This window comes from Streptomyces sp. NPDC047043 (genome assembly GCF_040644055.1).
In the GTDB taxonomy this organism is placed as follows: domain Bacteria; phylum Actinomycetota; class Actinomycetes; order Streptomycetales; family Streptomycetaceae; genus Streptomyces.
Map to the genome: position 1 here is coordinate 319,611 of NZ_JBEYVO010000001.1, position 26,198 is coordinate 345,808.

The 26,198-nt window shown below is 69.4% G+C and carries 23 protein-coding genes and 1 pseudogene; 11 read left to right on the forward strand and 13 right to left on the reverse strand.

Annotation, left to right across the window (positions count from 1 at the left end):
- Positions 1–252: 252 nt before the first annotated feature.
- Together ABZ880_RS01550 and ABZ880_RS01555 are read left to right on the forward strand one after the other, a co-directional pair.
- Positions 253–1,377 (forward strand): DUF3500 domain-containing protein, encoded by a 1,125-nt coding sequence (locus tag ABZ880_RS01550; RefSeq protein WP_361255021.1) that lies wholly within the window; start codon positions 253–255, stop codon positions 1,375–1,377.
- Complete coding sequence (locus ABZ880_RS01555; RefSeq protein WP_361255024.1) at positions 1,377–2,795, forward strand: HupE/UreJ family protein; 1,419 nt, start codon at positions 1,377–1,379, stop codon at positions 2,793–2,795. Before ABZ880_RS01550 ends, ABZ880_RS01555 begins: the two co-directional genes overlap by 1 nt.
- Before the next feature lie 125 nt (positions 2,796–2,920).
- Here the strand turns inward: ABZ880_RS01555 and ABZ880_RS01560 are convergent, their stop codons facing one another.
- The 4 genes from ABZ880_RS01560 to ABZ880_RS01575 all read right to left on the reverse strand — a co-directional run bounded on the left by ABZ880_RS01560 (position 2,921) and on the right by ABZ880_RS01575 (position 5,622).
- Complete coding sequence (locus tag ABZ880_RS01560) at positions 2,921–3,298, reverse strand: DUF2255 family protein (protein ID WP_361255027.1); 378 nt, start codon at positions 3,296–3,298, stop codon at positions 2,921–2,923.
- Complete coding sequence (locus tag ABZ880_RS01565) at positions 3,295–4,530, reverse strand: MFS transporter (RefSeq protein WP_361255030.1); 1,236 nt, start codon at positions 4,528–4,530, stop codon at positions 3,295–3,297. Before ABZ880_RS01565 ends, ABZ880_RS01560 begins: the two co-directional genes overlap by 4 nt.
- A gap of 275 nt (positions 4,531–4,805) precedes the next feature.
- Complete coding sequence (locus ABZ880_RS01570; protein ID WP_361255033.1) at positions 4,806–5,219, reverse strand: cupin domain-containing protein; 414 nt, start codon at positions 5,217–5,219, stop codon at positions 4,806–4,808.
- Positions 5,220–5,301: 82 nt separating this feature from the next.
- Positions 5,302–5,622 (reverse strand): carboxymuconolactone decarboxylase family protein, encoded by a 321-nt coding sequence (locus ABZ880_RS01575; protein WP_361255035.1) that lies wholly within the window; start codon positions 5,620–5,622, stop codon positions 5,302–5,304.
- Between the two features lie 224 nt (positions 5,623–5,846).
- Here ABZ880_RS01575 and ABZ880_RS01580 point away from each other — a divergent pair, with 224 nt between their 5' ends.
- Together ABZ880_RS01580 and ABZ880_RS01585 are read left to right on the forward strand one after the other, a co-directional pair.
- Positions 5,847–6,731: a helix-turn-helix transcriptional regulator gene (locus tag ABZ880_RS01580; RefSeq protein ID WP_361255038.1), complete on the forward strand. Its 885-nt coding sequence runs from the start codon at positions 5,847–5,849 to the stop codon at positions 6,729–6,731.
- Between the two features lie 179 nt (positions 6,732–6,910).
- Positions 6,911–8,188, forward strand: coding sequence for an MFS transporter (locus tag ABZ880_RS01585; protein ID WP_361255041.1), 1,278 nt, complete (start codon positions 6,911–6,913; stop codon positions 8,186–8,188).
- 228 nt (positions 8,189–8,416) lie between these two features.
- On the opposite strand, the gene ABZ880_RS01590 is transcribed toward ABZ880_RS01585, so the two are convergent.
- The 7 genes and pseudogenes from ABZ880_RS01590 to ABZ880_RS01620 form a co-directional block, all read right to left on the reverse strand.
- Positions 8,417–9,202, reverse strand: coding sequence for a DUF5995 family protein (locus tag ABZ880_RS01590; RefSeq protein WP_361255044.1), 786 nt, complete (start codon positions 9,200–9,202; stop codon positions 8,417–8,419).
- A 236-nt stretch (positions 9,203–9,438) separates the two neighbouring features.
- The gene (locus ABZ880_RS01595) at positions 9,439–11,496 is read right to left on the reverse strand and encodes an RICIN domain-containing protein (RefSeq protein ID WP_361255047.1); all 2,058 of its coding nucleotides are present in this window, start codon (positions 11,494–11,496) and stop codon (positions 9,439–9,441) included.
- A gap of 179 nt (positions 11,497–11,675) precedes the next feature.
- Positions 11,676–11,987, reverse strand: a pseudogene (locus ABZ880_RS01600) (substrate-binding domain-containing protein); the annotation flags it as partial.
- A gap of 81 nt (positions 11,988–12,068) precedes the next feature.
- On the reverse strand, positions 12,069–15,107 hold the full coding sequence (locus ABZ880_RS01605; RefSeq protein WP_361255050.1) for a family 78 glycoside hydrolase catalytic domain: 3,039 nt from the start codon (positions 15,105–15,107) through the stop codon (positions 12,069–12,071).
- 100 nt (positions 15,108–15,207) lie between these two features.
- Complete coding sequence (locus tag ABZ880_RS01610; protein WP_361255053.1) at positions 15,208–16,482, reverse strand: extracellular solute-binding protein; 1,275 nt, start codon at positions 16,480–16,482, stop codon at positions 15,208–15,210.
- 55 nt (positions 16,483–16,537) lie between these two features.
- Entirely contained in the window at positions 16,538–17,359 is an 822-nt protein-coding gene (locus tag ABZ880_RS01615; RefSeq protein WP_361255056.1) for a carbohydrate ABC transporter permease, read from the reverse strand.
- Entirely contained in the window at positions 17,356–18,303 is a 948-nt protein-coding gene (locus ABZ880_RS01620) for a sugar ABC transporter permease (protein WP_361255059.1), read from the reverse strand. The genes ABZ880_RS01615 and ABZ880_RS01620 overlap by 4 nt, the downstream gene beginning before the upstream one ends.
- 325 nt (positions 18,304–18,628) lie before the next feature.
- Between ABZ880_RS01620 and ABZ880_RS01625 the strand changes: the two genes are divergently transcribed.
- From ABZ880_RS01625 to ABZ880_RS01650, 6 genes are all read left to right on the forward strand, one after another.
- The gene (locus ABZ880_RS01625; protein WP_361255062.1) at positions 18,629–19,666 is read left to right on the forward strand and encodes a LacI family DNA-binding transcriptional regulator; all 1,038 of its coding nucleotides are present in this window, start codon (positions 18,629–18,631) and stop codon (positions 19,664–19,666) included.
- Between the two features lie 177 nt (positions 19,667–19,843).
- Entirely contained in the window at positions 19,844–20,980 is a 1,137-nt protein-coding gene (locus tag ABZ880_RS01630; RefSeq protein ID WP_361255065.1) for an ABC transporter substrate-binding protein, read from the forward strand.
- A 112-nt stretch (positions 20,981–21,092) separates the two neighbouring features.
- Positions 21,093–21,587, forward strand: coding sequence for a MarR family transcriptional regulator (locus ABZ880_RS01635; protein ID WP_361255843.1), 495 nt, complete (start codon positions 21,093–21,095; stop codon positions 21,585–21,587).
- A 154-nt stretch (positions 21,588–21,741) separates the two neighbouring features.
- Positions 21,742–22,359 (forward strand): DsbA family protein, encoded by a 618-nt coding sequence (locus tag ABZ880_RS01640; RefSeq protein ID WP_361255846.1) that lies wholly within the window; start codon positions 21,742–21,744, stop codon positions 22,357–22,359.
- A gap of 81 nt (positions 22,360–22,440) precedes the next feature.
- Entirely contained in the window at positions 22,441–23,247 is an 807-nt protein-coding gene (locus ABZ880_RS01645) for an MBL fold metallo-hydrolase (protein ID WP_361255067.1), read from the forward strand.
- Position 23,248: 1 nt separating this feature from the next.
- A complete protein-coding gene (locus ABZ880_RS01650) occupies positions 23,249–23,659 on the forward strand; it encodes a nuclear transport factor 2 family protein (protein ID WP_361255070.1) in 411 nt (136 codons plus the stop codon).
- 70 nt (positions 23,660–23,729) lie between these two features.
- Here the strand turns inward: ABZ880_RS01650 and ABZ880_RS01655 are convergent, their stop codons facing one another.
- On the reverse strand, positions 23,730–24,029 hold the full coding sequence (locus ABZ880_RS01655) for a hypothetical protein (protein ID WP_361255073.1): 300 nt from the start codon (positions 24,027–24,029) through the stop codon (positions 23,730–23,732).
- 82 nt (positions 24,030–24,111) lie between these two features.
- Positions 24,112–25,128 carry a zinc-dependent alcohol dehydrogenase family protein gene (locus ABZ880_RS01660; protein WP_361255076.1) on the reverse strand — a complete coding sequence of 339 codons (1,017 nt, stop codon included), beginning with the start codon at positions 25,126–25,128 and terminating at the stop codon, positions 24,112–24,114.
- A 171-nt stretch (positions 25,129–25,299) separates the two neighbouring features.
- On the opposite strand from ABZ880_RS01660, the gene ABZ880_RS01665 reads away from it, so the two are divergent.
- Positions 25,300–26,181, forward strand: a complete 882-nt coding sequence (locus tag ABZ880_RS01665) for a helix-turn-helix transcriptional regulator (protein WP_361255079.1) — start codon at positions 25,300–25,302, stop codon at positions 26,179–26,181.
- Positions 26,182–26,198: the final 17 nt, after the last annotated feature.

Here is a 26,198-nt window from a genome sequence, read left to right on the forward strand (position 1 = left end):
CGCTGTGAACGGCCCGGGCCCACACAAACCCCTCTGCGGCATCAGATCGCCTCAGGCCAACGCCAACTCTCCATGGACTTAAGGGAGCTGACAGACAGTCACGCCCAACACAAAGAACTTATTTATGCGCACCACAGCGCGCAGCGGTGTGCTCCTGCTCACCAATCCAGAGCGGCAGGACTTCCCAAATCCCGATTCAGGTCAATTCCTTGCGGAAGTCCTCCCGAATTTCTCCCGGAAGGGAGTCTTGAATTGCAGGCCAATAACGCGCACCGCAGGAATCAGGGCAAGCGGAGGAAGGCGATCGTCGCCGTGGCCGCGGCATCCGCCGCGCTCCTGGGCGCGGTGTACGCCACCGCGAACGCCGCGTCCGTCCAGGACCACCCCACCTCCCAGGCCTCGTCGACCGCGACCGCCGCCGCGACCACGGCGGACTCGAGCGTCTCGGACGTCGTCGACGCCGCCGAGGCGTTCGTCGACACCCTGGACACCGACCAGCAGTCGGAGGCGCTGCTGGACTTCACCGAGGCCAACGCGACCGCCTGGTCCAACCTTCCGTGCGGCTCCACCTGCCGGGTCGGCATCGAGTTCAGCACGCTCAGCGACACCCAGCTGACCGCGGCCAAGGCCCTGCTGAAGGCGGCGGCCGGCACCGCCGACGACACCGGGTACGACCAGATCACGCAGATCCTGGCGGCGGACGACTACCTCGGCGAGACCGCCAGCGGCTACGGCAGCGGCAACTACTACCTGGCCCTGCTCGGCACCCCGAGCACCAGCGGCACCTGGCAGCTTCACTTCGGCGGCCACCACCTCGCCTTCAACGTCACCTACAAGGACGGCGAGGTCGAGGGCACCACGCCGTACTTCGTCGGGGTGGAGCCGACCAGCTGGACGGAGGACGGCACCTCGTACGCACCCCTGTCCGGGATGTACGACGGGATGAAGGCCATGGTCGACAGCCTGAGCAGCGACGAACTGACCGCGGCGAAGCTCACCGATTCCTTCACCGACGTCCTGCTCGGCCCGGACGACGACGGCGCCTTCCCGGAGACCAAGGAAGGCCTCCAGGTCAGCGAACTCACCGACACCCAGCAGGCACTGGTCCTCGCCGCAATGAAGCCCTGGGTCGACGTGGCGGACGACACGACCGCCGCTTCCACGCTGGCCACGTACAAGTCGGAACTCGACGAGACCTACATCTCGTACTCCGGCAGCACCGACCTGAGCGCCCAGGGCGACTACGTGCGCATCGACGGACCCGGGGTCTGGATCGAGTTCGTGTGCCAGGACGGCGTGGTCTTCTCGAGCCAGATCCATTACCACACCGTCTACCGGGACCACAACACCGACTACGGGGGAGAGTTCTCTTTCTGATGAACCGTCTGCCGATCTCACCGTCACATGCACTGCGCGTGCTGACCGGGATCGCGCTGGCGGTGACGGCGGCGCTGCTTCTGGCAGCGCCGCCCGCTGCCGCGCATCCCATGCCCCACTCGGTGCTGCTGCTCGACGTGCACGAGACGTCGGTGGCCGCCGAACTGGAACTGCCCGTCAGTGACTTCTCCATGGCCAGCGGGATCGAGCTGGACGGCACCACGAACGCGGCGCTGCCGGCGAAGACCTCCGCGATCCGCACCTACCTGGCCGATCACCTGCACCCCACCACCGTCCAGGGCAAGGCCTGGACCGTCACCTTCGGGAACATCGCGCTCGGCCGGGCGGAGCAGACCTCCACCGGTACCTACCGCGAACTGACCGTCCACGCCACGCTCACACCGCCTCCCGGCGGGGATCCGCGCCACTTCGTCCTCGGCTACGACGCGATCGTCCACAAGGTCGTCACCCACGTCACCCTGGTCTCCGTCCGTCAGGACTGGGCCACCGGCAGGGTGTCCGGTACCGGCCAGGACGCCGTCACCCAGGTGGGCGTCATCCGTATCGACACCCGGACCATGACCGTCCCGGACCTCACCGTCGACCTGGAGAAAGGAAGCGCCTGGAGCGGGACGTACGCCATGTTCCGGCTCGGCGCCACGCACATCCTCGAAGGCACCGACCACCTGCTCTTCCTGCTCATCCTCCTGCTGCCTGCGACGATGCGTACAGACGGGAAGCGCTGGCGCAGGACGGTCGGCGCCCGGACCGCCGTCGGCCGCATCGCCCGCACCACCCTCGCCTTCACCGTCGGGCACTCCCTCGCGCTCGCCCTCAGCGCCTTCGGGCGCCTGGACATCCCGGCCCAGCCGGTCGAGGTGTTCATCGCTCTGAGCATCCTCGTCGGCGCCGTCCACGCCATGCGCCCGCTCTTCCCGGGGAACGAGGCCGTCGTCGCCGGTGTCTTCGGCCTCGGGCACGGCCTGGCGTTCTCCCTCACCCTGGCCGAGATGAACCTCTCCACCTCCCAACTGGCCCTCAGCCTCATGGGGTTCAACCTCGGCATCGAGGCGGTGCAGCTCCTGCTCGTCGTCCTCGCGCTGCCGAGCCTGCTCCTGCTGTCCCGACTGCCCAGGCACTCCACCCTGCGCAGTGCCTGCGCAGTACTCACCGCCGGCGCCGCCCTGGGCTGGCTGTTCGACCGCCTCGGAGCAGCCAACCCCATAGCCCGTGCCGCGGACAGCGCCGGTTCCCACACCTCCCAGCTGCTGCTGGTGCTAATTGGCACCGCGGTGCTTTCCACACTCTGGGCGGGCGTCCTGCGCCGTCGCGACCGGAGAACGACGAGGACGCGTCATGAAGCAGACCTTGCCACCGTTCCCGTGGTGACGGTCCTCGACGCCAACTCCGCTTCCTAGAACGGAGGTCGACCCGGGCGGGCGTGGGATCAGCGGATCTCCTCGTACCCGCTCGGGTCGGCCGCAGCGTGCGATCTCCGGCGGCGGGGGCCGACGACAGACGAAGGGCGATGGACCGTCCGCGGTCAGGGCTGCGGGGTCAGGCGCAGAGTGGTGGCGCGGGCCTGTTCGCCGATCATGGGCTTGACGTAGCCGCTGTAGTGGCCGTACTTGGCCCGATAGGCGGCGTCCACGCGGTCGTTGAGCGCGGGATCGCTCTCCACGGTGAAGGTGACGTCGGCTTCCTCGCCGCCTGCGGTGATGTGCCCGGCGTTGCTGGTTCGGGCGGTGTTCCACCAAGTGCCGCGAGTACCGCGCCAGGAGCGGACGTACAACTCGTCGCCTTCGCGTACGACCCAGATGGTGGTCGGCTCGCGCAGGGATCCGTCGCCACGCCGGGGCGCGATCTCCAGTTCCTCGGCGGCGGCGATGCGTTCCAGTGTCTCGGTGTTCCAGGTGTTCATGGGCCGGGTTCCTTCATTGTGTGGGGTGTGCGGGTGTCGGTGCGCTGGTTGGGTACGTCGGCTTCCTTGTCGGCGGCGGCGGGTCGCAGGAAGCAGGCGGCGAGGGCAGCGGCTGCCACGACGGCCGCGGCCAGCAGGAGGCTGGTGCGCACACCGGTCAACACGTGCACCTGGTCGGCGATCAGGGCGCCGAAGACGGCGACGGCCAGGGCGCCGCCTATCTGGCGGGAGGTGTTGAAGACGCCGCTGGCGGTCCCGGTCTGGCCCGCGGGCACGCTGTTGACCAGCAGCGCAGTGGTCGGCGGCATGGCCAGTGGCCCGCCCATGCCCACCGGGAGCATCAGCAGCGCCAGCGCCCAGGTCGGTGTCGCGGCAGGTACGGCGGCCAGTGCGATCAGACCGGCCGTCATCAGGAACAGCCCGAAGGCAATCGGCACGCGAGCGCCGAAGCGCTCGGCCGCCCGAGCCGAGAGCGGGTTGATGAACCCCGACAGGACGGTCATCGGGACGAATGCGGCACCGGTGGCCAGTGCGGACAGGCCGCGCTGTTGCTGGAGGTAGATGCTGAAGACGAACACCAGGCCGTAGAAGCCGACCATGAACGCGAACCCGGTCGCGCAGGAGATGACGACGGTGCGCCGGCGCAGCAGCTCCAGCGGCACCATCGGGTGCCGGCCGCGGGCCTGGATGCGGACGAAGGCGGTGGCCGCGGCCACGGTGAGCAGGGCCGCGCACCACACCCGGGGCGCGCCGAAGCCGGCGGATCCGGCTTCGATCGCAGTGAAGGTGAGCGCGCCCATGGCGATGACCGCGCTGATCTGGCCGGGGATGTCGAAGGGCACCGGGCGGGTGCGTGAGCAGGCGGTGAAGGCCATCAGGACGAAGGCGGCGGCGCCGACCGGCAGGTTGATGAAGAAGATCATCCGCCAGCTGATCAGGCTGGCCGCACCGCCCGCCACAGGTCCGGCGGCGGAGGCGATCGCGCCGCCCACCGCCCACAAGGCCACCGCCCGGCCGCGTTTGACCGGGTCGCCGTACGCCTCCCGGATCAGGGCGAGGCCGGCGGGCATCATCGCGGCCGCCCCGGCCCCTTGTATCAGACGGGCGGCGACCAGTACGGGCAGGTTGGGGGCCAGCCCGCAGGCGGCGGAGGCGGCGATGAACACCGCAAGGCCGAAGCCGAAGGCGCGGCGCGCGCCGATGCGGTCGGACAGGGAGCCGGCCGACAGCAACAGGGCGGCGAACGCCAGGGTGTAGCCGTCGACGACCCTCCCCCAGAGGGGGTACCCCCAGCAGTCCGGTCATCCCACCGCCGAGGTCGGTGCGGATGGCCGGCAGGGCGACGTTGACGACGAGGGCGTCCAGGGTGATGACGAAGAACCCGAGCAGTGCGGCGGCCGGCGCTGCCGCCGGACGAGCCCGGGCTGCGCGCCGGTCCACGTCACCGGCGTCGTACATGAACGCTGCTCGCACGGGGAGTCGGCGCTTTCCGATGGTTCTCCGGCACTCAGCGGCCGATGGTGGCGAGGGCGGCGGCGTACTGCCCGTCGGTGACCGGCTCGAGCCAGGTCGTGCCGTCGCCGGTGCCGTCGCCGACGACCATGGCGATGTGGGCCATGAGGGTGGTGTCGGTGGCACCGTGCCAATGCTCCTCGCCCGCCGGGCACTTGACGGTCTCGCCGGCGCTGATGCGGACGACGTTGCCGTCGCGGGTGCCGACCAGACCGACGCCGTCGGTGACGTGCAGGGTCTGGCCCAGGGCGTGGGAGTGCCAGTTGGTGCGGGCGCCGGGGGTGAAGCGCACCAGGGCGGCGCCCAGGCGGGCCGGTTCGGCGGGCGTCGCGATCATGTTGAGGTAGACGTCGCCGGTGAAGCGCTCGGCCGGGGCCTTGAGGGTGGGGGTGTCGGTGATGTGTTCCACGAGTCGTTCCTTGTCGTACGGATGGGACGGGGCCGTATGGATGGGGCTGCGGGCACGCGGCTCCGCGGTGCCGGTCGGGCGGCTAGGCCCCGCGCTCGTCGGCGATCTTCTTGAGCTGGTTGATCGCGGTCATGGCGTTGGGCCAGCCCGCGTAGAAGGCCAGGTGCGTGATCGCCTCGGACAGCTCCTCGACGGTCAGGCCGTTGTCCAGGGCCACGCCGAGGTGGTAGCCGAGCTGCTCGCCGCGGTAGAGGGCGGTCAGCGCACTCACGGTGACCAGGCTCCGGTCCCGGGGGGACAGTCCGGGCCGCTGCCAGACGTCACCGAAGAGGACCTCGTCGGTGACCTCCACGAGCTTGGGCGCGATCCCGGCCAGTGCCTGGGGTGCGGACTGCTTCGGCATGAAGGGTGGCTCCTTGATCAGAACGGGGTAGGCCGGCCATGACCCACTGTGTGGCGGGGACGGCCGACCGGCAGTCGTGACGGCCCGCCTTCCGTTCGGTTCCGCGGGCTCCAGTCGCTGCCGATATCGAGGAAACCGCAGCTCAAGAGGGTGGAGAAGGGTCTGCCGTTACGGGTACTGACAGGACCCCCCACGCGTGCACCGTCCGGCCTAGCCTGGAATGCGTGAGTACCGAGAGCGACATCCGCGAGTTCCTGGCCTCCCGCCGCGCCAAGATCACCCCGCAGCAGGCGGGGCTGCCCGCCTACGGCGGAAACCGGCGGGTGCCGGGTCTGCGGCGTGAAGAGGTCGCCCTGCTCGCCGGTGTCAGCATCGACTACTACGTCCGCCTCGAGCGCGGCCGCCTCGCCGGCGCCTCGGAGGAGGTCCTCGACGCCGTGGCGAACGCCCTCCAGCTCGACGACGCCGAACGCGCCCACCTGTACGACCTGGCCCGCGCCGCCGCCAAACGCCCCGCCCGCCGTGCCAAGCGCACGCGCGGCCCGCTCCCGGACAGCGTCCTGCGGATTCTCCGGTCGATGACCGACTCGCCGGCCTTCATCCGCAACGGCCGCCTGGACATCCTCGCCACCAACACCCTCGGCCGGGCCCTGTACGCGCCCCTCTTCCCCGACCGCACCAGTCGGACGGTCAACATCGCCCGCGCCAAGTTCCTCACGCCGGGCGGCCGCGACTTCTTCCCCGACTGGGAAGTCTCCGTGAACACCACCGTCGCCCTGCTGCGCACCGAGGCCGGACGCTCGCCCCACGACACCGAGCTGACCGGCCTGATCGGTGAACTGGTCACCCGTAGCGAGGAGTTCCGCACCGCCTGGGCCAAACACAACGTGCGTCTGCACCACACCGGGCGGAAGTCCTTCCGCCACCCCGCGGTCGGTGTCATCACCCTCGACTTCGACGCCATGGAACTGCCCGCCCAGCCCGGCCTGACCCTCACCGCCTACAGCGCCGCCCCCGGCACACCCGACCACGACGCCCTGCAGCTTCTCGCCGCCTGGGCGGCCACCGAGGAGGTCCGGCCCACCCCGGATCCTGCCGCCAGCCAGTAGGTCTCAAGGAGCGCCGAGCGGCACGCTTCCGGCGCCAGCCAGGGAGAACTTCCTCCCCCTCACACGACGCGTTCGCGGTGCGATGCTGTGGTGACCTCCCCCGAGCAGCACCGTGCCGCGTCCCTACCGCGCGCCGGTCGCACGCCGTTCGCATGCCACCGGAAAGAGAAACCCACCGAATGTCCTCCCCGGCAGACGACTCGGCAGCCGACGGGTCCCAACGGAAACTCCCCTTCGTCGCCTTCGTGTTGGCCGTCGGTACGTTCTTGATGGGCAGCACCGAGTTCGTCGTGGCCGGTCTACTGCCCGAGGTCGCCGACGATCTGGACGTCAGCGTGTCCCGGGCGGGCCTGCTGATCACGGTGTTCGCAGCGGGCATGATCGTCGGCTCGCCGGCGATGGCGATCGCGACACTGCGCCTGCCGCGCCGCTCCACGCTGGTCCTTGCGCTCGTCGTCTTCGCGCTCGGCCATGTGGCCGCCGCCCTCAGCTCGTCCTTCGCGGTCGTGCTCGTCTCCCGCGTGGTGACCGCCCTGGCCACGGGCGCCTTCTGGTGCGTGGCCGCGGTCGTGGCGACGACCGCGGCAGGACCGTCGGCGACCTCGCGCGCTCTGGGCCTGCTGATGGGCGGCCTCACCGTGGCCAACGTCGTCGGGGTGCCCCTGGGCTCATGGCTGGGCCAAGTGTCGGACTGGCGGGGGCCGTTCTGGGTGCTGGCGGTGCTGTCTGCGGGTGCCGCGTCGGTCGTCGGCCGGTTCATCCCCGACGAGCCGAAGCGCCAACCGCCCTCCGTCCGGGCCGAGTTCGCCGCGCTGCGGCAACTGCGGGTCTGGTCGGTGCTCGGCTTCATCGCGCTGCTCATGGGCGGGGTCCTGGCGACGTACAGCTACATCTCGCCCCTGCTCACCGAGCGCGCCGGCGTCCCCGCCGGGGCCGTGCCGCTGGTCCTGGCCGGATACGGACTGGGCGCCGTGCTGGGCACCGCGATCGGCGGGCGGGTGGGCGACGCCCGACCACTGGCCACCATGATCGCGTCGGCCGCGACGACCACGCTGATCCTCCTCCTGCTGGTATTCCTCTCCACCACCGCGGTGACGACCGTCGCCCTGGTGACCCTCCTGGGCGTGGCCGGCTTCGCGTCGAGCCCGGTGCTCGGCGCGCTCGTCGTACGCTTCGCCGGTTCCGCACCCACCCTCGCCGCCGCGCTGAGCAGCGCGTCGTCCAACGTGGGCGTCACCATCGGCTCGTGGGCGGCGGGCCTCGCCCTGGCCTCGTCCCTACGGCAGGCCGGTCCCCCGCTGGTCGGCACGGTGGCGGCGGCCCTGACCGCCGTACCACTGACGGCACTTGCGCTGATGCGGGCCACCCGTTCCGAGGCACCCACGCCTCTCCCCGAAGCCGTTGCGGACCAGTCGGTCGAGGCCCAGAAGCCGGGCCAGTGCCTGACTGACTCCTGACCCGGGGTGAACCGGCCGGGCCCGGCGGACCTCCCTCCATGCGCGCGGGCCGGGCGGACTTGGGGGCTGCGGATCTTCGGGCGGGTCCGGCCAAGGCTCTGCTCCATGAGCAGGACCCCGAAGGCCACCGGTCAGCAGACGTAAGCCGCCCCGCACTTGACCACCGACGCCCAGAGGGTCCGCAGCCCTCTGGGCGTCGGCATGGGCAACGTCGTCATCCACCGGACCTCACCCCGTCGACTGCCGGACGGAGGGCCGCTCCATGGCGTTGTCCAGATGAGTGATGACGGCCGGCACGTCATCACTCTCGGTCCTCCGGATCAGCTCCAGGGCCGGCCGGACGAGGCCGCCCGGTCGCGCGATCAACCGCGCGAGCACGGCGGCCCGGTGGTCGAGCCGCTCGATGGTGACCTCGCGCTCCTCTTCGCTCTGGCCGGCCAGCAGGACGGCGTTGTACCACGCCTCCTCGCGGGACTGACGGACGCTGAAGTCGAGGATCCGCTCGTCGGTGCGGCCTCCGACCTGATCCAGTAGCGACATGAAGGGCGACAGGGCGTCGACCGAGTCCTGCACCGCCAGCACCACCCGCCCAAGGATGTCGTTGATCAGCAGAAAGTCGCGCCGCAACGCGTGGATGTCCTCGCCCGGGCTGGTCCGCGCGGCGGCGATGGCCAGGTCGAGGTTGATGTGCGCGTTCACGCCGAGTATCAGGTGCTGGACGATGATGGTGTCGGCGTCGTCGAGCAGCCCGAACGCTTCGCGCCAACAACGTGGCCCGCTCCGGTCACGACGCCAGGCGTCGTACGCGTCGAAGTAGCGGTTGCCGAAGAGCGTGTCGAAACGGTCCATTCGGGCGCCGTCGTCGAACAGCCCACCATGAATGGCCGTGCGGACCTCAACGGTCACCTGCCGGTACAGCGCCGCGAAATACCCGACCCGGTCACCGGCACGGCCGGCCTCCCGCACGATCCCGGCAAGCCCGTCCACGACATCGTCGATGTTCTCTGCCGCCATCCCCAACTCCCCTCTCGCGGACCCTCGTTCGGCCCGCACTCCGGCTGCTGTGCGCAGTGCCGATCACAGCCCCGTCCTACCACCGCACACCGGGAAATGGGACTGCGAGTGGGCCCCCCGACTGGTCGTGGCTCGGGAAGCGGCGAGAAGAGGGTCTCCTGCCGCTCGGCATCGCGATGCGAACCGGGCGGCAGGAGGCACTTGGGGAGCCCACGGTAAGTGGGGCGACAAGCAGCTCAGTTGATACGGACGATCTTCCAGAGTTGGTCGTCGATGGTCAGGTCGGTCCACTGGACGACGGCGGCGCCGTTGCTGGTGGAGGACTGGGCGACGGCTGCGTTGAGGCCGCTGTTGACGTTCCTGAGTTTGTAGTAGCCGTTGCCCGTGTCGGTGAGTGTCCACTTCTGCGAGTTGGCGGTGGACGGGGTGTTCTGTACGACGGCGGCCCCTGCGGTGGTGGAGCTGGTGCCGATGTCGAGGTTGAGGTTGCTGTTGACGTTCTTGATGGTCCAGGCGCCGCCGCCCGCGGACTGGAAGGTGTACAGCTGGCAGGAGCAGGCGGAGTTCTGCCACTGATTGGCGGCCGTTCCGGCGGCGGTGGAGGCGTTGGGGATGTCGAGGTACTTGCCGCTGTTCTTGTTGACGAGGACGTACTGTCCGGTGCCCAGCGGCGGCAGGGCGGCCTGGATGAGGTTCCAGTGCTGGCAGGCGCAGCCGGTGTCGCTCCACTGGCCGGCGCTGGTGCCGGCGGCGGTGGAGGCGTTGGGGAGTTCGAGCAACTTGCCGGTGACGCGGTTGGTGAGGGTGTAGCCACCGGCCGGGTTCGGGGCGACGGCCCATTCGTGGTCGAGGGTGCCGTTGTCGTCCCACTGCAGGATCTTGGCGCCGTTTGCGGTGGACTGGTTCTCCACGCCGAGGACCTTGCCCGTGGCGACGTTGAAGATCTTGAAGTAGCCGGAGGTCTGCTGCACGAAGCGCCACTGCTGGTCGGTGGCGTTGTCGGTGTTCTGCTGGGTGGCGTTGGTGCCGTTGGCGGTGGAGCCGCCCGCGATGGTCAGCAGGAGGTTGCTGTTGGCGTTGGAGACGGTGTAGGTGGCGCCGTCCGAGATGCCGCCGCCCAGGTCGATCGTGCTGTAGGTGACGGGGTTGGAGAGGTTGCTGCCGGTGCGGCCGCCGCTGAGCACCAGCAGGCTGTGGCCGTCGGACAGGGGCAGCATGCCGCGGCTGTAGCCCGAGGCGACATTGGAGTTGATGCGAGTCCAGGTGTTCGCGGCCCCGTTCTGGGTGTTGAGGAACAGATCGCCGGTGCTGAAGGCGCTGACGGCGAGGGTGCCGTTCGGACCGCCGGTGGGCAGCCAGGTGATGTACGGCGTGCTGGTGGGGACCGTGCCGTCCGTGGCGCGCAGGGGAATGCCCGTGACGGAGTCGAACGCCTCCGGGTCGGCGGAGATCTTGTAGTAGACGGCGAAGTTGCCCGCTGGGGAGCCGCCGTACTCGTACGTCATGACGTAGTTGCCGTTGGGTAGCTTCGCCACGGTGGCCATGCCCGGGCGCTGGCTGTAGGTGGGCTCCGCCACGTCGTCCACGACCGGGCCCCAGGTGCGGACGTCCGTGGAGACCTGGTGCACGAGCTTCTGGCCGTGGGCGGGGTCGCGCTGGTCGGAGTAGTAGACGATCAGCTTGCCCTTGGCGTAGAGGAAGAACGGCTCCCATACGGGGGTGTTGCCGTTCGTGTCGAACGCCGCGCCGCCGGTGGCGATGTTGCTGACGAAGCTCCAGCTCTGTCCGCGGTCGGTGCTGGCGTAGACATCGATCTTGATGGCCGAGCGGTCGGCGGGGACGGAAGCTCCGGCGGCCAGGACGGTGCCGGCCGGGAAGTCACCCATCGCCGTGGGCAGTTCGAACAGCTCGGGCTCCCAGCGCATGCCCCAGCCGTTCTGCGTGTCGGCGACGTCGGAGAGCTTCTTCCAGGAGTTGCCGTTGTCGGTGCTGCGGTAGATCGGGAAGACCGGTGTGCCGTTGGTGTACTGCTCGAACGTAGCCAGGATGGTGCCGTTGGACGAGCCGTTGTGCTGCAGACGCAGCGCGCGCGGATAGAGCGAGCCGGGCGAGGGCGCGTTCGACGGCGGGGTGTACATCGTCTGCGACGGACGGGACAGGGCGTCCGCCCGGTCCGCGGCCGGCAGGACCACCGTCGCCACCGCGGCGAACAGGGCGCATACGAGCGTCAGAAGGAACAGGGGGCGAGAACGTGGAGCGGCGCCGGGTCTGGCGCCTGTCTGCGCAGGGGACATTGCGGCTCCCGGGGAGGGGGTGGGGATGTGTTTCGGTGCCCGCCGCGCGCCGGATCGATCGGGGCGTGCACGGCGGAGTCGATGGATGATGCCGGCGCATGCGACCGTGCGGACGGCATCGCGGTGACGACGGCTCGGTGCGAGCGAGGCGCTCAGGTGGTGCGAACCACGGTGTGTTCTCAGCGGGCGGGCGGGGGTGCGGTCGAGCCGCGGACGAGGAGTTCGACCGGCGGTTCGCTCGTGGGCGGCAGGTCCTGGTCCGGCTGCTCGATGGCGTGCACGAGGAGCCGGATGCCTTCCCGTGCCGCCTCGTCGAACGGCCGGCGCACCGTGGTCAGCGGAGGGGTGACGCAGGCGAAGAGGGGATTGCCGTCGAAACCGACCACGCTGATGTCCTCCGGCACCCGGCGGCCGGCTTCCCGCAGGGCATGGACCAGGCCGATGGCCATCTCGCCGCCCGCCGCGAACACCGCGGTCACCGAGGCCTCCGTCCGCGAGCCACGGTGATCCACCGGCCGAAGTGACCGGACAGCGGTACCACGTAGGCACCGCGGTCCGGTCGCTTCCACTGATCAGACCACTCGGGCGGTCAAGTGGTACCTGCCGGCCGGCAGTTGATAGGAGAACACCCCGTCCGCACCGCTGAGGAAGCGCACCCCGTCCACCCGCGCCAACGGGGTGCGCCCCTCCCGGACTGCATCGGCGGAGGCGGCCGGAAGGCGCAGGGTCGCCTCGCTGTTGGCGGGCACGACCGCGTCGTACGCCAGACTCCGGCCCCCGTTGCTCACCGCCCACTCGCTTCTGATCTCTCCGTACGGCGACTCGTACGCGCCCGACACCCGTGTGATCCTGCCCGTGGGGTCGATGTGCGGTTGGAGGACGAAGCGCTTGAACCCGGGGCTGGACGGGTCGCGGGCGATGCCCGCCATGTAGGCGTACATCCACTCCATGATCGCGCCATAGGCGTAGTGGTTGAAGGAGTTCATGCTGACGGGTCCGAACCCGTCCGTCTTCGAGTACGAGTTCCAGCGCTCCCAGACCGTCGTCGCGCCGTTCTTCACCGAGAACAGCCAGGACGGCAGGGCGTCTTGGTGCAGCAGTTTGTACGCCAGGTCCGCGCGGCCTTCGTCGGTGAGGACCGGGGCGAGGACGTTCACGCCGAGGAAGCCGACGGACAGGGTGTTCTCGGCGTACTTGATCCGGCTGCTGTTCGGGTGGGCCGCCTTGTACGCCGCGTCATTGCCGATGTTGTCCGCCAACAGGCCGACGAGAGCGCGGCGTTGGGCCTGCGTCTCGTAGAGGCCGAGCTTGAGGACCCACAGCAGGGCGGTCTGGCTGTTGTCCTCCGTCTTCTGGTTGGGGTCGGCGCCCGGTTCGATCGGGGAGGCGTCGCCGAGACTGGACTTCACCGTGACCTGGCCGCCTTCGGTGCTCAGGTACTTGGTCATGAACGCCCGTCTGATCCGCCCGAAGAGATCGTCGTACGTCGCCGCGTCCGCCGTCCGGCCGATCGCGCGGGCCATCCGTGCCATCAGCTGCGCGCTGTAGCCGTAGTAGATGTCGCTCATCAGTTGGGCGCTGGTCTTCTGCGGTGCAAGCCAGTCGCCGGTGATGGATCCCTGGCCGGCGTAGGTGTCGCCGGTCTGCCGTCGGATCCAGTCGAGGTAGCGGGTCATCGCGGGCCAGCTGCGCTCGACGACGGTGCTGTCGCCGGTCATCTGCCATATCGTCCACGGGAGGATGACGCCGCAGTCGGCCCAACCGCTGCCGCCCGCAGGGAAGTTGAAGCGTCCGCCGGGGGCGAGGCCGGTGAACTGGGCCTTGTCCATGCCGTAGATGGTCTGGGAGTCGACGACCGAGTCCTGGAAATGACTGAGGAAGACACCGGCGTCGGCGTTGTACAGGCCCGTTGCGGAGAAGACCTGGGTGTCGCCGGTCCAGCCGAGGCGTTCGTCGCGTTGCGGGCAGTCGGTGGGCACCCAGAGGTAGTTGCCGCGCTGGCCCCAACGGATGTTGCTCGCCAGTTGGTCGATGTCGGGGTCGTCCGTGGTGACGGTGCCGATCTCGCGGATGGCGGAGGTGGCGACCTTGCCGGTCAACCCGGCGATCGTGACGGTGTCCGATGCGGTGACGGACACGTAGCGGAAGCCGTAGAAGGTCAGGGAGTCCTGGTGGGTCTCGGCGTGCCGGTCGCCCTTGAGGATGTAGGTGCTGGTGGCTTTGGCGGTGCGGAGGTTGGCCCGGTAGACGGAGCCCTCGGGGCCGTCCGCTCCGGCGCTGCTGTCGTTGAGCATCTCGGCGAACCTGAACTCGGCCTTGGTTCCGGCCGGTCCGCGCAGGGTGTAGCGGGCCACGCCGACCATGTTCTGCCCGAGGTCGAAGATTGCGGTCTCCCCGCTGTGGATCGTGACCGGGGCGGAGGCTGCGCTCGCCGGATCGGTCACCGTGCGGGCCGGGTCCACGACGATGCGTCCTCTGCCGTTGGGGCTGCCGTCCTGTCCGGTCACTCCGGTGGCCACGGTGATCGACTGCGGTCGGCGGTCCCAGCGGTGCATGAAGCGCGCGGACTCGCCCGGGTAGGCGAGCAGTTGGGCGTCCGGGTGCTTGTCCTCGAAGGCGACGCGCTCCACGTCCGACCAGGCGGAGTCGTCGAATCCGGGCGAGGACCAGCCGGGCAGCTCCATCCGGGCGTCGTAGGTCTGGCCGTCGTAGATGTCGTCGGCGCGGTAGGGGCCGGTGTCCGTGGCCTTCCAGCCGCCGTCCGGCTCGGTGACGACCGTCTGCGAAGTCCCGTCGGCGTACCGGATCAGCAACTTGGCTTTGAGCGCGAGGGAGTTGCCGTCCTTCGAGTAGTACGTACTGCCGTCGGAGATACGGCCGTTGTACCAGCCGTTGCCCAGGACGACGGCGAGGGTGACGTCCGCAGGCTCTCGCGTCACGAGGTCCGTCACGTCGTAGGTCAGGTAGTTGATGCGCGCGTCGCAGTTGGTCCAGCCCGGCGACAGCAGTTCGGTCGTGCTGCCGCCGTCCTGCTGCACGGTCACCTGCCGTCCGTTGACGTAGGCCTCGTACACGCCGAGAGCCGAGACGTAGAGCCGGGCCTGTCGGATCCGCTTCCTGAGCACCGCTCGCTTCCGAAGCATCGGCGCCCCGGCCGAGTTGGGGCTCTTCCCCTTCATTCCGATCCACTGCGCCCCGTCCCAGCCGGTGACGCCGTCGGTGCTCATCAGGCCGGTCTCGAAGAAGGCCGTGGGGGAGGTGCCGGCAACGCGGCCCTCGGCGTCCCAGACCGTGACGGTCCAGTAGTAGCGGGTCGAGGCACCGAGCGACTTGCCCGCATGGCGTACGGCCACGGAGTCGGAGGAGAGCACTCGACCGCTGTTCCAGACGTCGGCGCGGGCGGCGGTCAGCCTGTCCGGGGAGGTCGCGACGAGGATCCGGTACGCCCCCTGTCGCCACCCCCGGGTGGGCGACGACGTGCGCCAGCCGAAGCGTGGGCGGTCCGCGTCCACGCCGAGCGGATCCGTGCGGTGTTCCACGGTCAGGCCCCGCACCGGGCCGCCCTGCGGACGGTCGGGCTCTCCCGCCGCCGCGCTGATTCCGCCTGCCATGAGGCTGCTCCCTGTCGATATGGCGCCGGCCGTTGCGGCGAGCACGGTTCGACGACGTACATGGCTCACGCCTTGGTCCTTTCGGATGTGGGGGGGAAGGTCAGTTGCCGGCCTTGTAGTCGGTGTCCATCTCGCCGAGGAGTTTCTGGGGCGTGGACTGGCCGCTGAAGATCTCCTGGAGGCCGCTGAGCATGGTCTGCTGGACCTTGGCGTTGGGCCAGAGCTGGTCCATGAACGGCACGGTGCGACCCGACTTGATGAACGTGGAGAGTTCGGCCAGCGACGGGTCGGTGGCGAAGCCCGTGTCGGGCAGGGAGGGCAGACCGCCCTGCTTCTTGACGAACAGGTTCATGCCCTGCGGCGACATCACGAAGTTCACGAATTTCAGGGCGAGTTCGGGGTGCTTCGCCTTGGCGTTGACGCCGTAGCCGGCGCCTGCTGCCGCCGGGATGAGCGTCTCGGACGGAGTGTCCGTGGCGGGCAGCGCCTTGAGGGTGAAGGTGGCCTTGGGGTTCTTCTGCTTGAGCAGGGCGATCACCCAGTTGCCCTGCACGATGCCCAAGGTCTTGCCGGTGGCGGCGAGTTGCTGGCTGGCTTCGTAGTTGGTGCCCAGGGGGTTCTTCTGGAAGCAGCCGGTCTTCTCCATCGTCAGGTACTTGTCCAGCGCGGTGGTCCACGGCGACTTCGCGAAGGTGGCCTGCCCGGCCTGCATCTTCTTGTCGAAGTCGCGGTCGTGGCTGTAGACGGTCGTGGCGACGAACGCGTACAGGACGAGCTGGGTGACCCAGTTGTCCTGGTTGCCCAGCGCGAAGGCGGGGGTTCCCTTGGCTTTCGCGGCCCTGCAGAAGGCCAGCAGCTTCGTCCAGGTGTCGGGCGGGGTGAGGCCGGCCTTCGTCATGGCCTGCTGGTTGTAGACGGCGCCGATGCCGTTCTGCCCGAAGATCGCGTTGTAGGTCTTGCCGTCGTACTGGGCCACGGTCTTGATCGGGTCGGGCATCTTCGCGGCCCAGGGCTGGTCCGAAAGGTCGCGCAGATAGCCGGGTTTGGCCAGGACATACGTCGCTCCCGGGTTGCCGTTGCCGGGCCAGACCGACATCACGTCGGGCGCGGTGCCCGAGGAGAGCTGGGTGCGGATCTGCTGCTGGTACTGGTCGGCGCCGCTGGTGGTGTAGCGGACCTTGACGCCCGGGTTGGCCTTCTCGAACGCCTTGACGACGTCCTCGACCGAGCCCTGGTCGACCGAGGCGAGGGTGAGCGTCTTGGAGCCGCCCGAGCCGCCGTCGGAGCCGGCCTTGGTGCCGCCGCTGCACGCGGCCAGCACGGCCATGGACGTCACCGCGGCGATCAGGACCGGGAATGTGGTGCGTGTCTTCATGATGTCCCCCTCGGGGAAGAGCCACCGGGCATGAGGGATGGGTGGGCCTCGGGCGTCAGCCGCGCAGCCCTCCCGCGAAGCCGTTGATGATGCTGCGCTGCAGCAGGAAGTAGACGATCAGGACGGGCAGGATGCTGATCACCAGCGCGGCGAAGATGAGGTTCCAGTCAGTGACGTACTGACCGACGAACCCGGCGATCGCGACCGGCATGGTCTGCTGGGCGCTGCCGCTGAGGTACAGCAGGGGGGTGAAGAAATCGTTCCAGACGGCAACTGCGTTGAGCACCAAGGCAGTTACCGTGACCGGTTTGAGCATGGGCAGGACGACGTACCGGAAGCCCTGCAGCGGGGTGCAGCCGTCGATCAGTGCCGCGTCCTCGAAGTCGCGGGGCAGGGCGCGCAGGAAGCCGACGTAGAGGAAGACGGTGAACGGCACCTGGAGGCCGGAGTAGAAGAGAACCAGCGCCCAGGGAGTGCCGAGCAGGCCCAGGTCCCGCATCGTCTGGTACAGCGGCAGCGAGGCGAGCTGGAAGGGCAGGACCAGCCCCAACAGGAAGACCAGGTACGTTCCCCTCGACCAGCGGACGGTGACGCGGGCCAGCGGGTACGCCGCGAGCGACGAGACCGCCAGCACGATGACCACGCTGCACGCCGTCACCAGCACGCTGTTGGCCAACGCCCCGCCCAGAGCACCCTGTTGCCAGGCCTGGCTGAAGTTGTGCAGGGTCGGCGAGGTGGTCGGGCTGATCGGTGACGAGGTGTCCGAGGCCGGCCGTACGGCGAGGTTGACCAGGACGTACACCGGGAAGCCGACGACGAGGGCGATCGCGATCATCGCGAGTTCCAGGGCGAGGGTGCGGCGGCGGTAGCGGTTCACGACGTGGCCCTCTCGCTGCGGGACAGTCCGGCGTACTGGGCGGTCGAGACGACGGCCACGATGATCGCGAGGACGACCGCGAGCGCGATGCTGTAGCCGAACTCGCCGAGCGTGAAGGCGTCCTTGTAGATCAACGTCGACAGGGTGTCGGTGGCGTGGCCGGGGCCGCCGCCGGTCAACGCGTAGACCTGGTCGAAGAGTTTGATGCCGCCGATGATCGACAGCATCAGGTTGATCGTGAAGGCCGGGGCCAGCAGGGGGCGGGTGACCGACCAGAAGCGGCGTACGGCACCGGCTCCGTCGATGGCGGCCGCTTCGTGCACCTCCTTCGGCACCGACTGGAGTCCGGCCAGGAAGATGACCATCGAGTAGCCCGCGTACTGCCATACGATCACCGCGATCACCGACCACAGCGCGAGTTGCGGACTGCCCAGCCAGTCCTTTCTCAGGCCGTCCAGCCCCACCGCGCCGAACAGGCTGTTGACCGCGCCGTCCGGGCCGAGGAGGTTGCGCCAGAGGTAGGCGGTGACGATCGGGGTGATCACCGCGGGGGCGAACAGGAGGACCCGCAGCAGGTTGCGGGACTTGATGGCCGTGTTGACACCGAGGGCCAGCAGCAGTCCCACCCCGTTCTGCACGATCGTGATCGACACGGCGATCAGCAGGGTGTGCCAGATGGCCTGCTTCGCGTCCGCGTCACGGAACATCTCGGCGAAGTTGTCCAGGCCGACGAAGGAGAAGTGCGGATCGAGGCCGTCCCAGTTCGTGAACGCGTAGTACACGCCGCGTCCGCTCGGCACCAGGACGACGAAGGCGAACAGCAGCATCGCGGGCAGGGCGAACCACCAGGGCGGGGTGGTGCGGGCCCGTCGGACGCGTGCAGCAGGCGCCGCGTCCGGAGGCCGGTCGTGGTCCGGAAGCTGCTCGTGCTTGGCGAGAGTCACCTTGGAACCCCCTCTCTTGAAACGTTTCAACAACCCTGCTGGTTGAGGCATCCGAAAAGGCCGCGAACCTCGGGCGCCTGTCGGTGTCTGCGTTCTGGTGGATGTGGTCCGGTACCCGGACAGGGCGATCCCGGTCCGGCTGATGGGTAACGTTTCCCAAAGCGTGTGGCCAGACCCTAGAGAGCACCCCGCGTGACGTCAAGATGCCGCGCAAGCTGCGTCATTGTTACAGCGGTGCAGAGACTCCCCCGCCGCTGCGTACCTGTTGAACGGCGTGATCCGTCCCTAGACTCGGCGGCAACGTTCCCGGAGAGGCAAGGACCGGATGGAGCCGTCAGCAGCACGTCGCAGGGTCACCATCGTCGACGTCGCGCGTCATGCACAGGTGTCCACCACCGCCGTGTCGAAGGTGCTGCGCAACGCCTACGGGGCCAGCCCGGAGATGCGTGCCAAAGTGCGCCGTGCCATCGACGAGTTGGGCTACCGGCCGCATGCGGGAGCCAGGGGCCTGCGCGGGCAGACGTACACCATCGGCGTGATGCTGCCCGACATCCGCAACCCGTTCTTCCCCGAGATCCTCGACGGCATCACCGCTTCGCTGGAGGCCACCGAGTACCAGGTGTTCCTGGGGCCGGGCTGCAACGGCGAGAAGGAGGAGGCCCGCGTCACGGAGGCGATGATCGACCGCGGCATGGACGGCATCATCCTGGTCGCGCCCGTGTCGTCGCGTGCCCACCTGGAGCGCGTCGCCGCCTCGGTGCCGACCGTCGTCGTCGGACGGCACGGGAAGTCTCCGGTGTACGACACCGTGGCCGACGACGACATCGAGGGCGCGGCCCTGGTCGTCGGCCACCTCGCCGGACTCGGGCACCGCCGGATCGCCCACATCGAGCATCACGAGACCGACCCGACGCGCCTCGCGGAGATGCCCAACGCCCGGCGTGCGGACGGGTATCGGCGGGCCATGCGGGCGCACGGCCTGGAGGAGTGCATCGACGTCGTCTCCACCAGCTACACCCAGGACGGCGGCCACCGAGGCGCGCAGGAGCTCCTCGCCCGCACTCCGCGGCCCACGGCCGTCTTCGCCGGAGCGGACATCGTTGCCATGGGCGTGCTGCAGGCGTTCACCGAAGCGGGCTTGTCCGTTCCCGGCGACATCTCGGTGGCCGGCTACGACAACACGACGTTCGCCGCGTTCGGTCCGATCTCGCTGACCAGCGTCGACCAGGCGGGCCGCGAGATGGGCAGAAACGCCGTACGGCTCCTTCTGGAACGCATCGCCGACCGTGGCCGGCCGTCGGCCCAGGTGACCCTCTCCCCCACGCTCGTGCCGCGGCGGACCACGGCGCGACCGGCGGAGTAGCACGCCAACACCGCACCGCACAGGTGGCGTTCAATCGTTCGGTTGAACGTGGGGGCGATCCTTTGGAAAACGTTGCCCATCCGTGGCGACGACGCGCAGGATGGAGAGCGCCCGACGACCGCGGCCGAGCCAGGCGCCGGGCTTCATCACACCCCCCATCAGAGAGGTCCCCTCCGCATGTCCAGCTTCAGCAGACGACGTGTCCTGACCACCGGTGCCGGAGCCGCTCTCGGGGTGGGCGCGTTCGGCGCCTCGGCGAGTCCGGTCATGGCCTCCCCGGCGGGTTCCCGCAGCGCAGGCTGGCGCGAGGAGACGCGGACGCTCGACGAGCTCTACCGAGCCGCACTCGCGGAGGGCGGCAAGCTCGTCGTCTACGCCGGCGGCGACACCCCCACCCAGCAGGACGGCACCAAGGCGGCCTTCAAGGACCGCTTTCCGGAGATCGACCTGACGCTGATCGTCGACTACAGCAAGTACCACGACGTGCGAGTCGACAACCAGTTCGCCACCGACACCCTCGTCCCGGACGTGGTCCAGTTCCAGACCCTTCAGGACTTCGACCGCTGGAAGCGGCAGGGCCGACTGCTGCACTACAAACCCGCCGGCTTCTCCAAGGTTCACGACGGGTTCAAGGATCCGCAGGGCGCGTGGGTGGCCACCGGTGCGATCGCCTTCAGCTTCCTGTACGACACGGCGGCCGTCGACTCGAAGACACCGCTCACCCCCCTCGACCTGGTCGACCCGAAGTGGAAAGGCAAGATCGCCTCGTCCTACCCGCACGACGACGACGCGGTCCTCTACCTCTACACGCTGTACGCCCGCACGTACGGCTGGGACTGGGTGGCCAAGTTCGCTGCGCAGGACGTCCAGTTCGGGCGCGGCAGCAACTCCCCGGGCGACGCCGTCTTCGGCGGCCAGAAGCCGATCGGCGTCGGCACGGCGGGGTCCGCGGCCGGCTCCTCCCCCGTGACGTTCGCCATCGGCGCCGGGCACCCGTTCATGGGCTGGGGCCAGCGCACCGCCGTCCTCAAGCAGGCCAAGAACTCCACGGCCGCCAAACTCTTCCTCAACTGGCAACTGTCCGTCGAGCACCAGCAGGGGTCCTTCAACGGCTGGTCGGTGCGTACCGATGTCACTCCCCCGGCCGGACTGAAGCAGATCTGGGAGTATCCCAACGCCCATGTGGACGGCTTCCCCCGCTTCATGGCCGACCGCGCCGAGGTCGAGCGCTGGAAGCAGACGTTCGCCCTGTACTTCGGCGAGGTCAAGGGCGCCCCGACACCTGGCTGGCTCGGGCTGCACCCCGGGGCGTAGCGGCGGCCCCTACCCGTGCGTGTCGTCGTCCCAGCCGTCCGAGTGTGGTTGTCCAGCCGTCCAAGGCATGATCGGTACGGTGACACCGGGACGACAGAGGGGCGGCGCGACCGTGGGCGAGGAAGCGGAGATCACGACGGCCAAGGAAGCCGCGGACCACGAACTCATCCTGGCGTTCGGCCGGTTGCAGGGCGCAGCCAACCGGCTGGAGTACATCCTCGGCCGGGCGCTCGAGGAGGAGTGCGGTGTCAGCCACCTGATGTTCGAGGTGCTGCTGATCCTCGGCCGGGCGGGCGAGCCGGGGCTCTCGATGCGGGCCGTCGCCCAGGAGCAGGTCCTCACCACGGGCGGCGCCACCCGGCTGGTGGACCGGATGGAGGCGGCCGGGCTGGTCGAGCGCACCGAGGATCCCGACGACCGGCGCGGGCGGCTGGTGCGGCTGACGCCGCTGGGTGAGGAGACAGTCGTGCGCGCGTCCCTGGTCCATCTGGAGAACATCAAGCGGTACCTGGTCGAGCCCCTGCCCGCGGCGGACCGGAAGCGGTTCGCAGAGGATCTTCGGATCCTCAGTCATACGGCTCGGGACGTGCTGCCCCGGCTGCCCTGACCTGCGGACCTGCACCAGCGCTGATGCAGTGCTGTAAACCCGCACCGCCGTGCCCCAGCTCACACCCATCTGGAAATATCTGACGCGTCAGTTACTGTTCTGTCAGATGAATCGCTCGCAAGAGGCGAGCACCGCACCCCTGCCGAGGTCTTCGATGAAGCTCGTCCACGTCTTCGACGCCTACTGCGGCTGGTCGCACGGGTTCTCCGGAACGCTCGGCGAAGTCGCCTCGCGCCACCCCGAGTTGCCGGTCGAAGTCGTCTCCGGAGGTCTGTTCACCGGGCCGCGCCGGGTGCCGATCCGCGAGTTCGGGTACGTCCAGGGCGCCAACGCCAAGATCGCCGAGCTGACGGGCGCCGAGTTCGGTACGGCATACGACCAGCTGATCGCCGACGGCTCCTTCGTCATGGACTCGGAGGCCGCCGCGCGCGGGATCGTCGCCCTGCGGATGGCCGCTCCCGCCCGTGCGGCGGAGTTCGCCATCGCGCTGCAACGCGCCTTCTACGTCGACGGCCTCAGCCTCTCCGACCCCGGGACCTACCGGGAGGTCGCCGAGGAGGCCGGGCTGGACGCCGACGCCGTGGTCGCCGCCTTCGAGTCGTCCGAGGTGCGGGTGGCGGCGGGCGCCGACTTCCACCGCGCCGCCTCGCTGGGCGTCACCGGCTTCCCGACCCTGCTGGCCGTCGACGGCGACCGCGTCACCGCGCTGGCCCATGGTCATGCCACCGCCGACGAGGTCGACCGGCGGCTGGCGACGCTTCGTACCCACTGAGCCTTTCGCAGCCACGGAACTCTTCGTGGCCACTGAGCTTCCCCGTCCCCGACCCGCCCCCCTCACCGCAAGGAGTCACCCATGAGCACCCTCTCCTTCAAGGTCCTCGACCTGGACTTCCCCGCCGGCAGCAAGAACAAGACCGCCACGCTGGTGACCGGCGAGAGCGAGGCGTTGCTGGTCGACGCCGGTTTCACCCGGGCCGACGGCCACCGTCTGGCCGCCGAGATCCTCGACTCGGGCAAGAAGCTGACCACCGTCTTCGTCAGCCATGGCGACCCCGACTTCTACTTCGGCGCCGAGGTGATCGCCGACACCTTCCCGGACGCCGTGTTCGTCGCCACCCCGATCGTCATCGAGCACATCCAGCACTCCTACGAGGGCAAGCTCAAAGCGTGGGCCGCGCTCGGCCCCAACCTGCCCACCCGCCTGGTCGACCTGCAGCCGCTGAGCGGCGACCTCACCCTGGAGGGCCACCGCTTCGAGCTCAAGGGCGGCCCGGCCGCTCTGCCCGACCGCCACTACCTGTGGCAGGCCGAGCAGCGCGCCCTCCTCGGCGGCGTGCTGCTCTTCCAGCAGGAGCACGTCTGGGTCGCCGACACCCCCACGCCGGGTGACCGTGCCTCCTGGATCGACCTGCTGGACGAAATGGCCGCGCTGCAGCCGGAGTTGGTCGTCGCCGGTCACCGTCTGCCCGGCACGGCGGCCGATGCCTCCGCCATCGCCGCCACCCGCGAGTACCTGACCTCCTTCGAGGAGGAGCTCGGCAAGGCGGCGGACGGTGCCGCGCTGACCGAGGCGCTCGTGGCGCGCTACCCCGACAACGGCATGTTGATCGCCGCCCAGATCGGCGCGAAGGTCGCCAAGGGCGAGATGACGTGGGGCTGATATGAGCGAGTTCGCGACCTCCACCGCCCCCGCCGATGTCGTACGGCGCCAGTATCTGGCCTCCGCGGGCGGTGACCTGGCAGCCCTGCGGGCCACCCTGGCGCCGGACGTGGAGTGGACGGAGATGGCCGGCTTCCCCCTCGCCGGCACCTACCGCACCCCTGAGGGCGTCACGTCCAACGTGATGGAGAAGCTCGGCCAGGACTGGGACGGCTGGACCGCCCACGACGACACCTATGTCGCCGACGGCGAGAACGTCGTCGTCCTTGCCCGCTACACCGCCGTCAACAAGGCGACCGGCAAGCCGATCGACGTCCGCGTCGCGCACCACTTCGTCGTACGCGGCGGACTCATCGTCCGCTTCGAGCAGTTCGTCGACACGGCACTCGTACGCGAGGCCATGGCCGACTGAGCGGCTGTGGGTGCGGCGGCGGAACTCACTCTTCTCCGCCGCCGGACCCCGCGCGACGCTGCCGCCGTGGTCAGTGCAGGCGGTCGCCCAGGTGAAGGGCGATCCGGTCGACGGTTCGGATCATCTGCGCGGTGTCCTGGGGCCGCACCCAGAACAGGACGCGGTCGACTCCGGCGGCGGAGTAGGCGTCGACGTCGTCGAGTTCGCCGCCGAAGAGGGTGACAGGGAGTGGCTCGTCGCTGCCGGGCTTGCGGGCGGTCTTCTTGAACTCGGCGATGTGGTCGAGGACTTTGGGGCGAAGCATGGGGATCCACTCGTCGCCGTAGGCCACCATGCGCCGGCCGGCGCCGACGAGGGCGAAGGTCGTCATGGTGAGTCCTTGCGGGCGCAGACGGGGCGGCCTGGGTTGCACCGCATGGAGTGCGGCCCAGGCGTGGTGGCGTGTCCTCCGATCAGGGCTTGAGGAGGGCCTTGATGGCGCGGCGTTCGTCCATCGCCTTGTAGCCCTCGGCGACCTGGTCGAGGGGGAGGGTGAGGTCGAAGACCTTGCCCGGGTTGATCCGTCCGGACAGCACCAGGTCGATCAGCTCGGGCAGGTAGCGGCGCACAGGGGCGGGGCCGCCGCGCAGGCCGACCTGGGAGAAGAACAGCTCCAGGCCGTCGACGGCGACCTCGTGCGGGACGCCGACGAAGCCGACGTTGCCGCCCGGGCGGGTCACATGCAGGGCCTGCCGCATCGACTGGGCGGTGCCCACGCACTCCAGCACGCTGTCCGCGCCGATGCCGCCGGTAAGCTCCTTGATCCGGGCGATGCCGTCCTCGCCGCGCTCGGCCACGATGTCCGTGGCACCGAACTCGACGGCCAGCTGCTGGCGCGAGGCGTGCCGGGACATGGCGATGATCCGCTCCGCGCCGAGTTCCTTGGCGGCGATGACCCCGCACAGGCCGACCGCGCCGTCGCCGACGACGACCGCGGTGGAGCCGGGCTTGACCTCGGCGGCCAGCGCCGCCCACCAGCCGGTGCCCATCACGTCCGAGACCGCCAGCAGACCCGGCACCAGCCCGGCGTCCGGGATCTGGTCGGTGGCGACCAGGGTGCCGGGCGCATTGGGGATGCGCACATAGTCGGCCTGACAGGTGCTCATGAACTCCCGGTTGAGACAGCTCGACTGCCAGCCCTTCTGGCAGTTGGCGCAGGTGTTGTCCGAGGTCGCGAAGGAGCCCACGACGAACTGGCCGGGCTTGACCTGGGTGACCTCGGGCCCGGTCTCCTCCACGATGCCGACGTACTCGTGTCCCATCGGATGCGGGTCACCGATGGGCTCCGCGCCACGGTAGGGCCACAGGTCCGAACCGCATACGCAGGTGGCCACCGTGCGAATGATGGCATCCGTCGGCTTGAGGATCTTCGGGTCGTCCAGGGTCTCGAAGCGCACGTCGCCGGGGGCGTGAATGACTGCTCCGCGCATGGGTGGGTCTTCCTTCGGTGCGAGGGTCTGCGTGCCGCAGCCAGGTCACGAACGGCTGCTCAAGATCGAGCCTCACACGGACGGCCACAAGCGAAAAGCGGAGAAATGCATCCTGGGAGAAGAACATCCTGGGAGTAAATTCTCCCCCCTTTCCGTCGTGCGATCGGTGTCATGCTGGGCAGCATGACCGGCAATGTCCCTCTCAATGAACTGGGAGAATTCCTCAAAAGGCGCCGCTCCGAGCTGAGCCCGCGCACGGTCGGGCTGCCCGACACCGGCAGGCCCCGCCGGGTGGCCGGGCTGCGCCGCGAGGAGGTCGCCCAGCTCGCCAACATCAGCACCGACTACTACACCCGCCTCGAGCAGGGCCGCATGCAGGCGTCGGCGCCCGTGCTGGACATCCTCGCCCGAGTGCTCCATCTGGACGACGACGAGCGGGGGTACCTCTTCCAGCTCGCCGGGAAGACCACCACCCGCACCCGGCGCCGCGGCCGGCAAAGGGTCCAGCCGCAATTGCAGCGGGTTCTGGACGATCTGACCGCCACCCCGGCCATCGTGCAGGGCCGGCGCGGGGACATTCTGGCCTGGAACGCACTGGCCGCCGCCCTGGTCATCGATTTCTCCCGCATCCCGGAAAGGCACCGCAACTATCCGCGGATCCAGTTCACCGAACCGGCGATGCGCACCCTGTATGCCGACTGGGAGACCTCCGCGCAGATCTCCGTGGCACAACTGCGCATGGAGGCAGCGAAATACCCCGAGGATCCCCGCCTCATCGAGCTGGTCGGTGAACTGTCGACGCGGGACAAGCAGTTCGCCCGGTGGTGGGGCGATCACCGGGTCGCGGCCCGCACCGTGGGCACCAAGACCCTCCACCACCCGGTCGTCGGCGAACTCGTCCTGGACTGGGACACGTTGACCGCCAACACCGACCCCGACCAGCACCTCACCGTCTGGACGGCGGCACCGGGCTCCCCCACTCACGAGCGCCTGCGCATCCTCGCCTCCTGGGCCGCCGACCAGAACCTGTCCCCGTCCCAGCCGCCGGCCTGACGTAGCCGGCCTCATGG

Excerpts from the sequence above, each read along its gene's own strand:
- ABZ880_RS01555 (WP_361255024.1), top strand. The coding sequence starts at position 1,377 with ATGAACCGTCTGCCGATCTCACCGTCACATGCACTGCGCGTGCTGACC.
- ABZ880_RS01560 (WP_361255027.1), bottom strand. The coding sequence starts at position 3,298 with ATGAACACCTGGAACACCGAGACACTGGAACGCATCGCCGCCGCCGAG.
- ABZ880_RS01575 (WP_361255035.1), bottom strand. The coding sequence starts at position 5,622 with ATGCCGAAGCAGTCCGCACCCCAGGCACTGGCCGGGATCGCGCCCAAG.
- ABZ880_RS01585 (WP_361255041.1), top strand. The coding sequence starts at position 6,911 with ATGTCCTCCCCGGCAGACGACTCGGCAGCCGACGGGTCCCAACGGAAA.
- ABZ880_RS01590 (WP_361255044.1), bottom strand. The coding sequence starts at position 9,202 with ATGGCGGCAGAGAACATCGACGATGTCGTGGACGGGCTTGCCGGGATC.
- ABZ880_RS01595 (WP_361255047.1), bottom strand. The coding sequence starts at position 11,496 with ATGTCCCCTGCGCAGACAGGCGCCAGACCCGGCGCCGCTCCACGTTCT.
- ABZ880_RS01605 (WP_361255050.1), bottom strand. The coding sequence starts at position 15,107 with ATGGCAGGCGGAATCAGCGCGGCGGCGGGAGAGCCCGACCGTCCGCAG.
- ABZ880_RS01610 (WP_361255053.1), bottom strand. The coding sequence starts at position 16,482 with ATGAAGACACGCACCACATTCCCGGTCCTGATCGCCGCGGTGACGTCC.
- ABZ880_RS01625 (WP_361255062.1), top strand. The coding sequence starts at position 18,629 with ATGGAGCCGTCAGCAGCACGTCGCAGGGTCACCATCGTCGACGTCGCG.
- ABZ880_RS01630 (WP_361255065.1), top strand. The coding sequence starts at position 19,844 with ATGTCCAGCTTCAGCAGACGACGTGTCCTGACCACCGGTGCCGGAGCC.
- ABZ880_RS01640 (WP_361255846.1), top strand. The coding sequence starts at position 21,742 with ATGAAGCTCGTCCACGTCTTCGACGCCTACTGCGGCTGGTCGCACGGG.
- ABZ880_RS01645 (WP_361255067.1), top strand. The coding sequence starts at position 22,441 with ATGAGCACCCTCTCCTTCAAGGTCCTCGACCTGGACTTCCCCGCCGGC.
- ABZ880_RS01650 (WP_361255070.1), top strand. The coding sequence starts at position 23,249 with ATGAGCGAGTTCGCGACCTCCACCGCCCCCGCCGATGTCGTACGGCGC.
- ABZ880_RS01655 (WP_361255073.1), bottom strand. The coding sequence starts at position 24,029 with ATGACGACCTTCGCCCTCGTCGGCGCCGGCCGGCGCATGGTGGCCTAC.
- ABZ880_RS01660 (WP_361255076.1), bottom strand. The coding sequence starts at position 25,128 with ATGCGCGGAGCAGTCATTCACGCCCCCGGCGACGTGCGCTTCGAGACC.
- ABZ880_RS01665 (WP_361255079.1), top strand. The coding sequence starts at position 25,300 with ATGCTGGGCAGCATGACCGGCAATGTCCCTCTCAATGAACTGGGAGAA.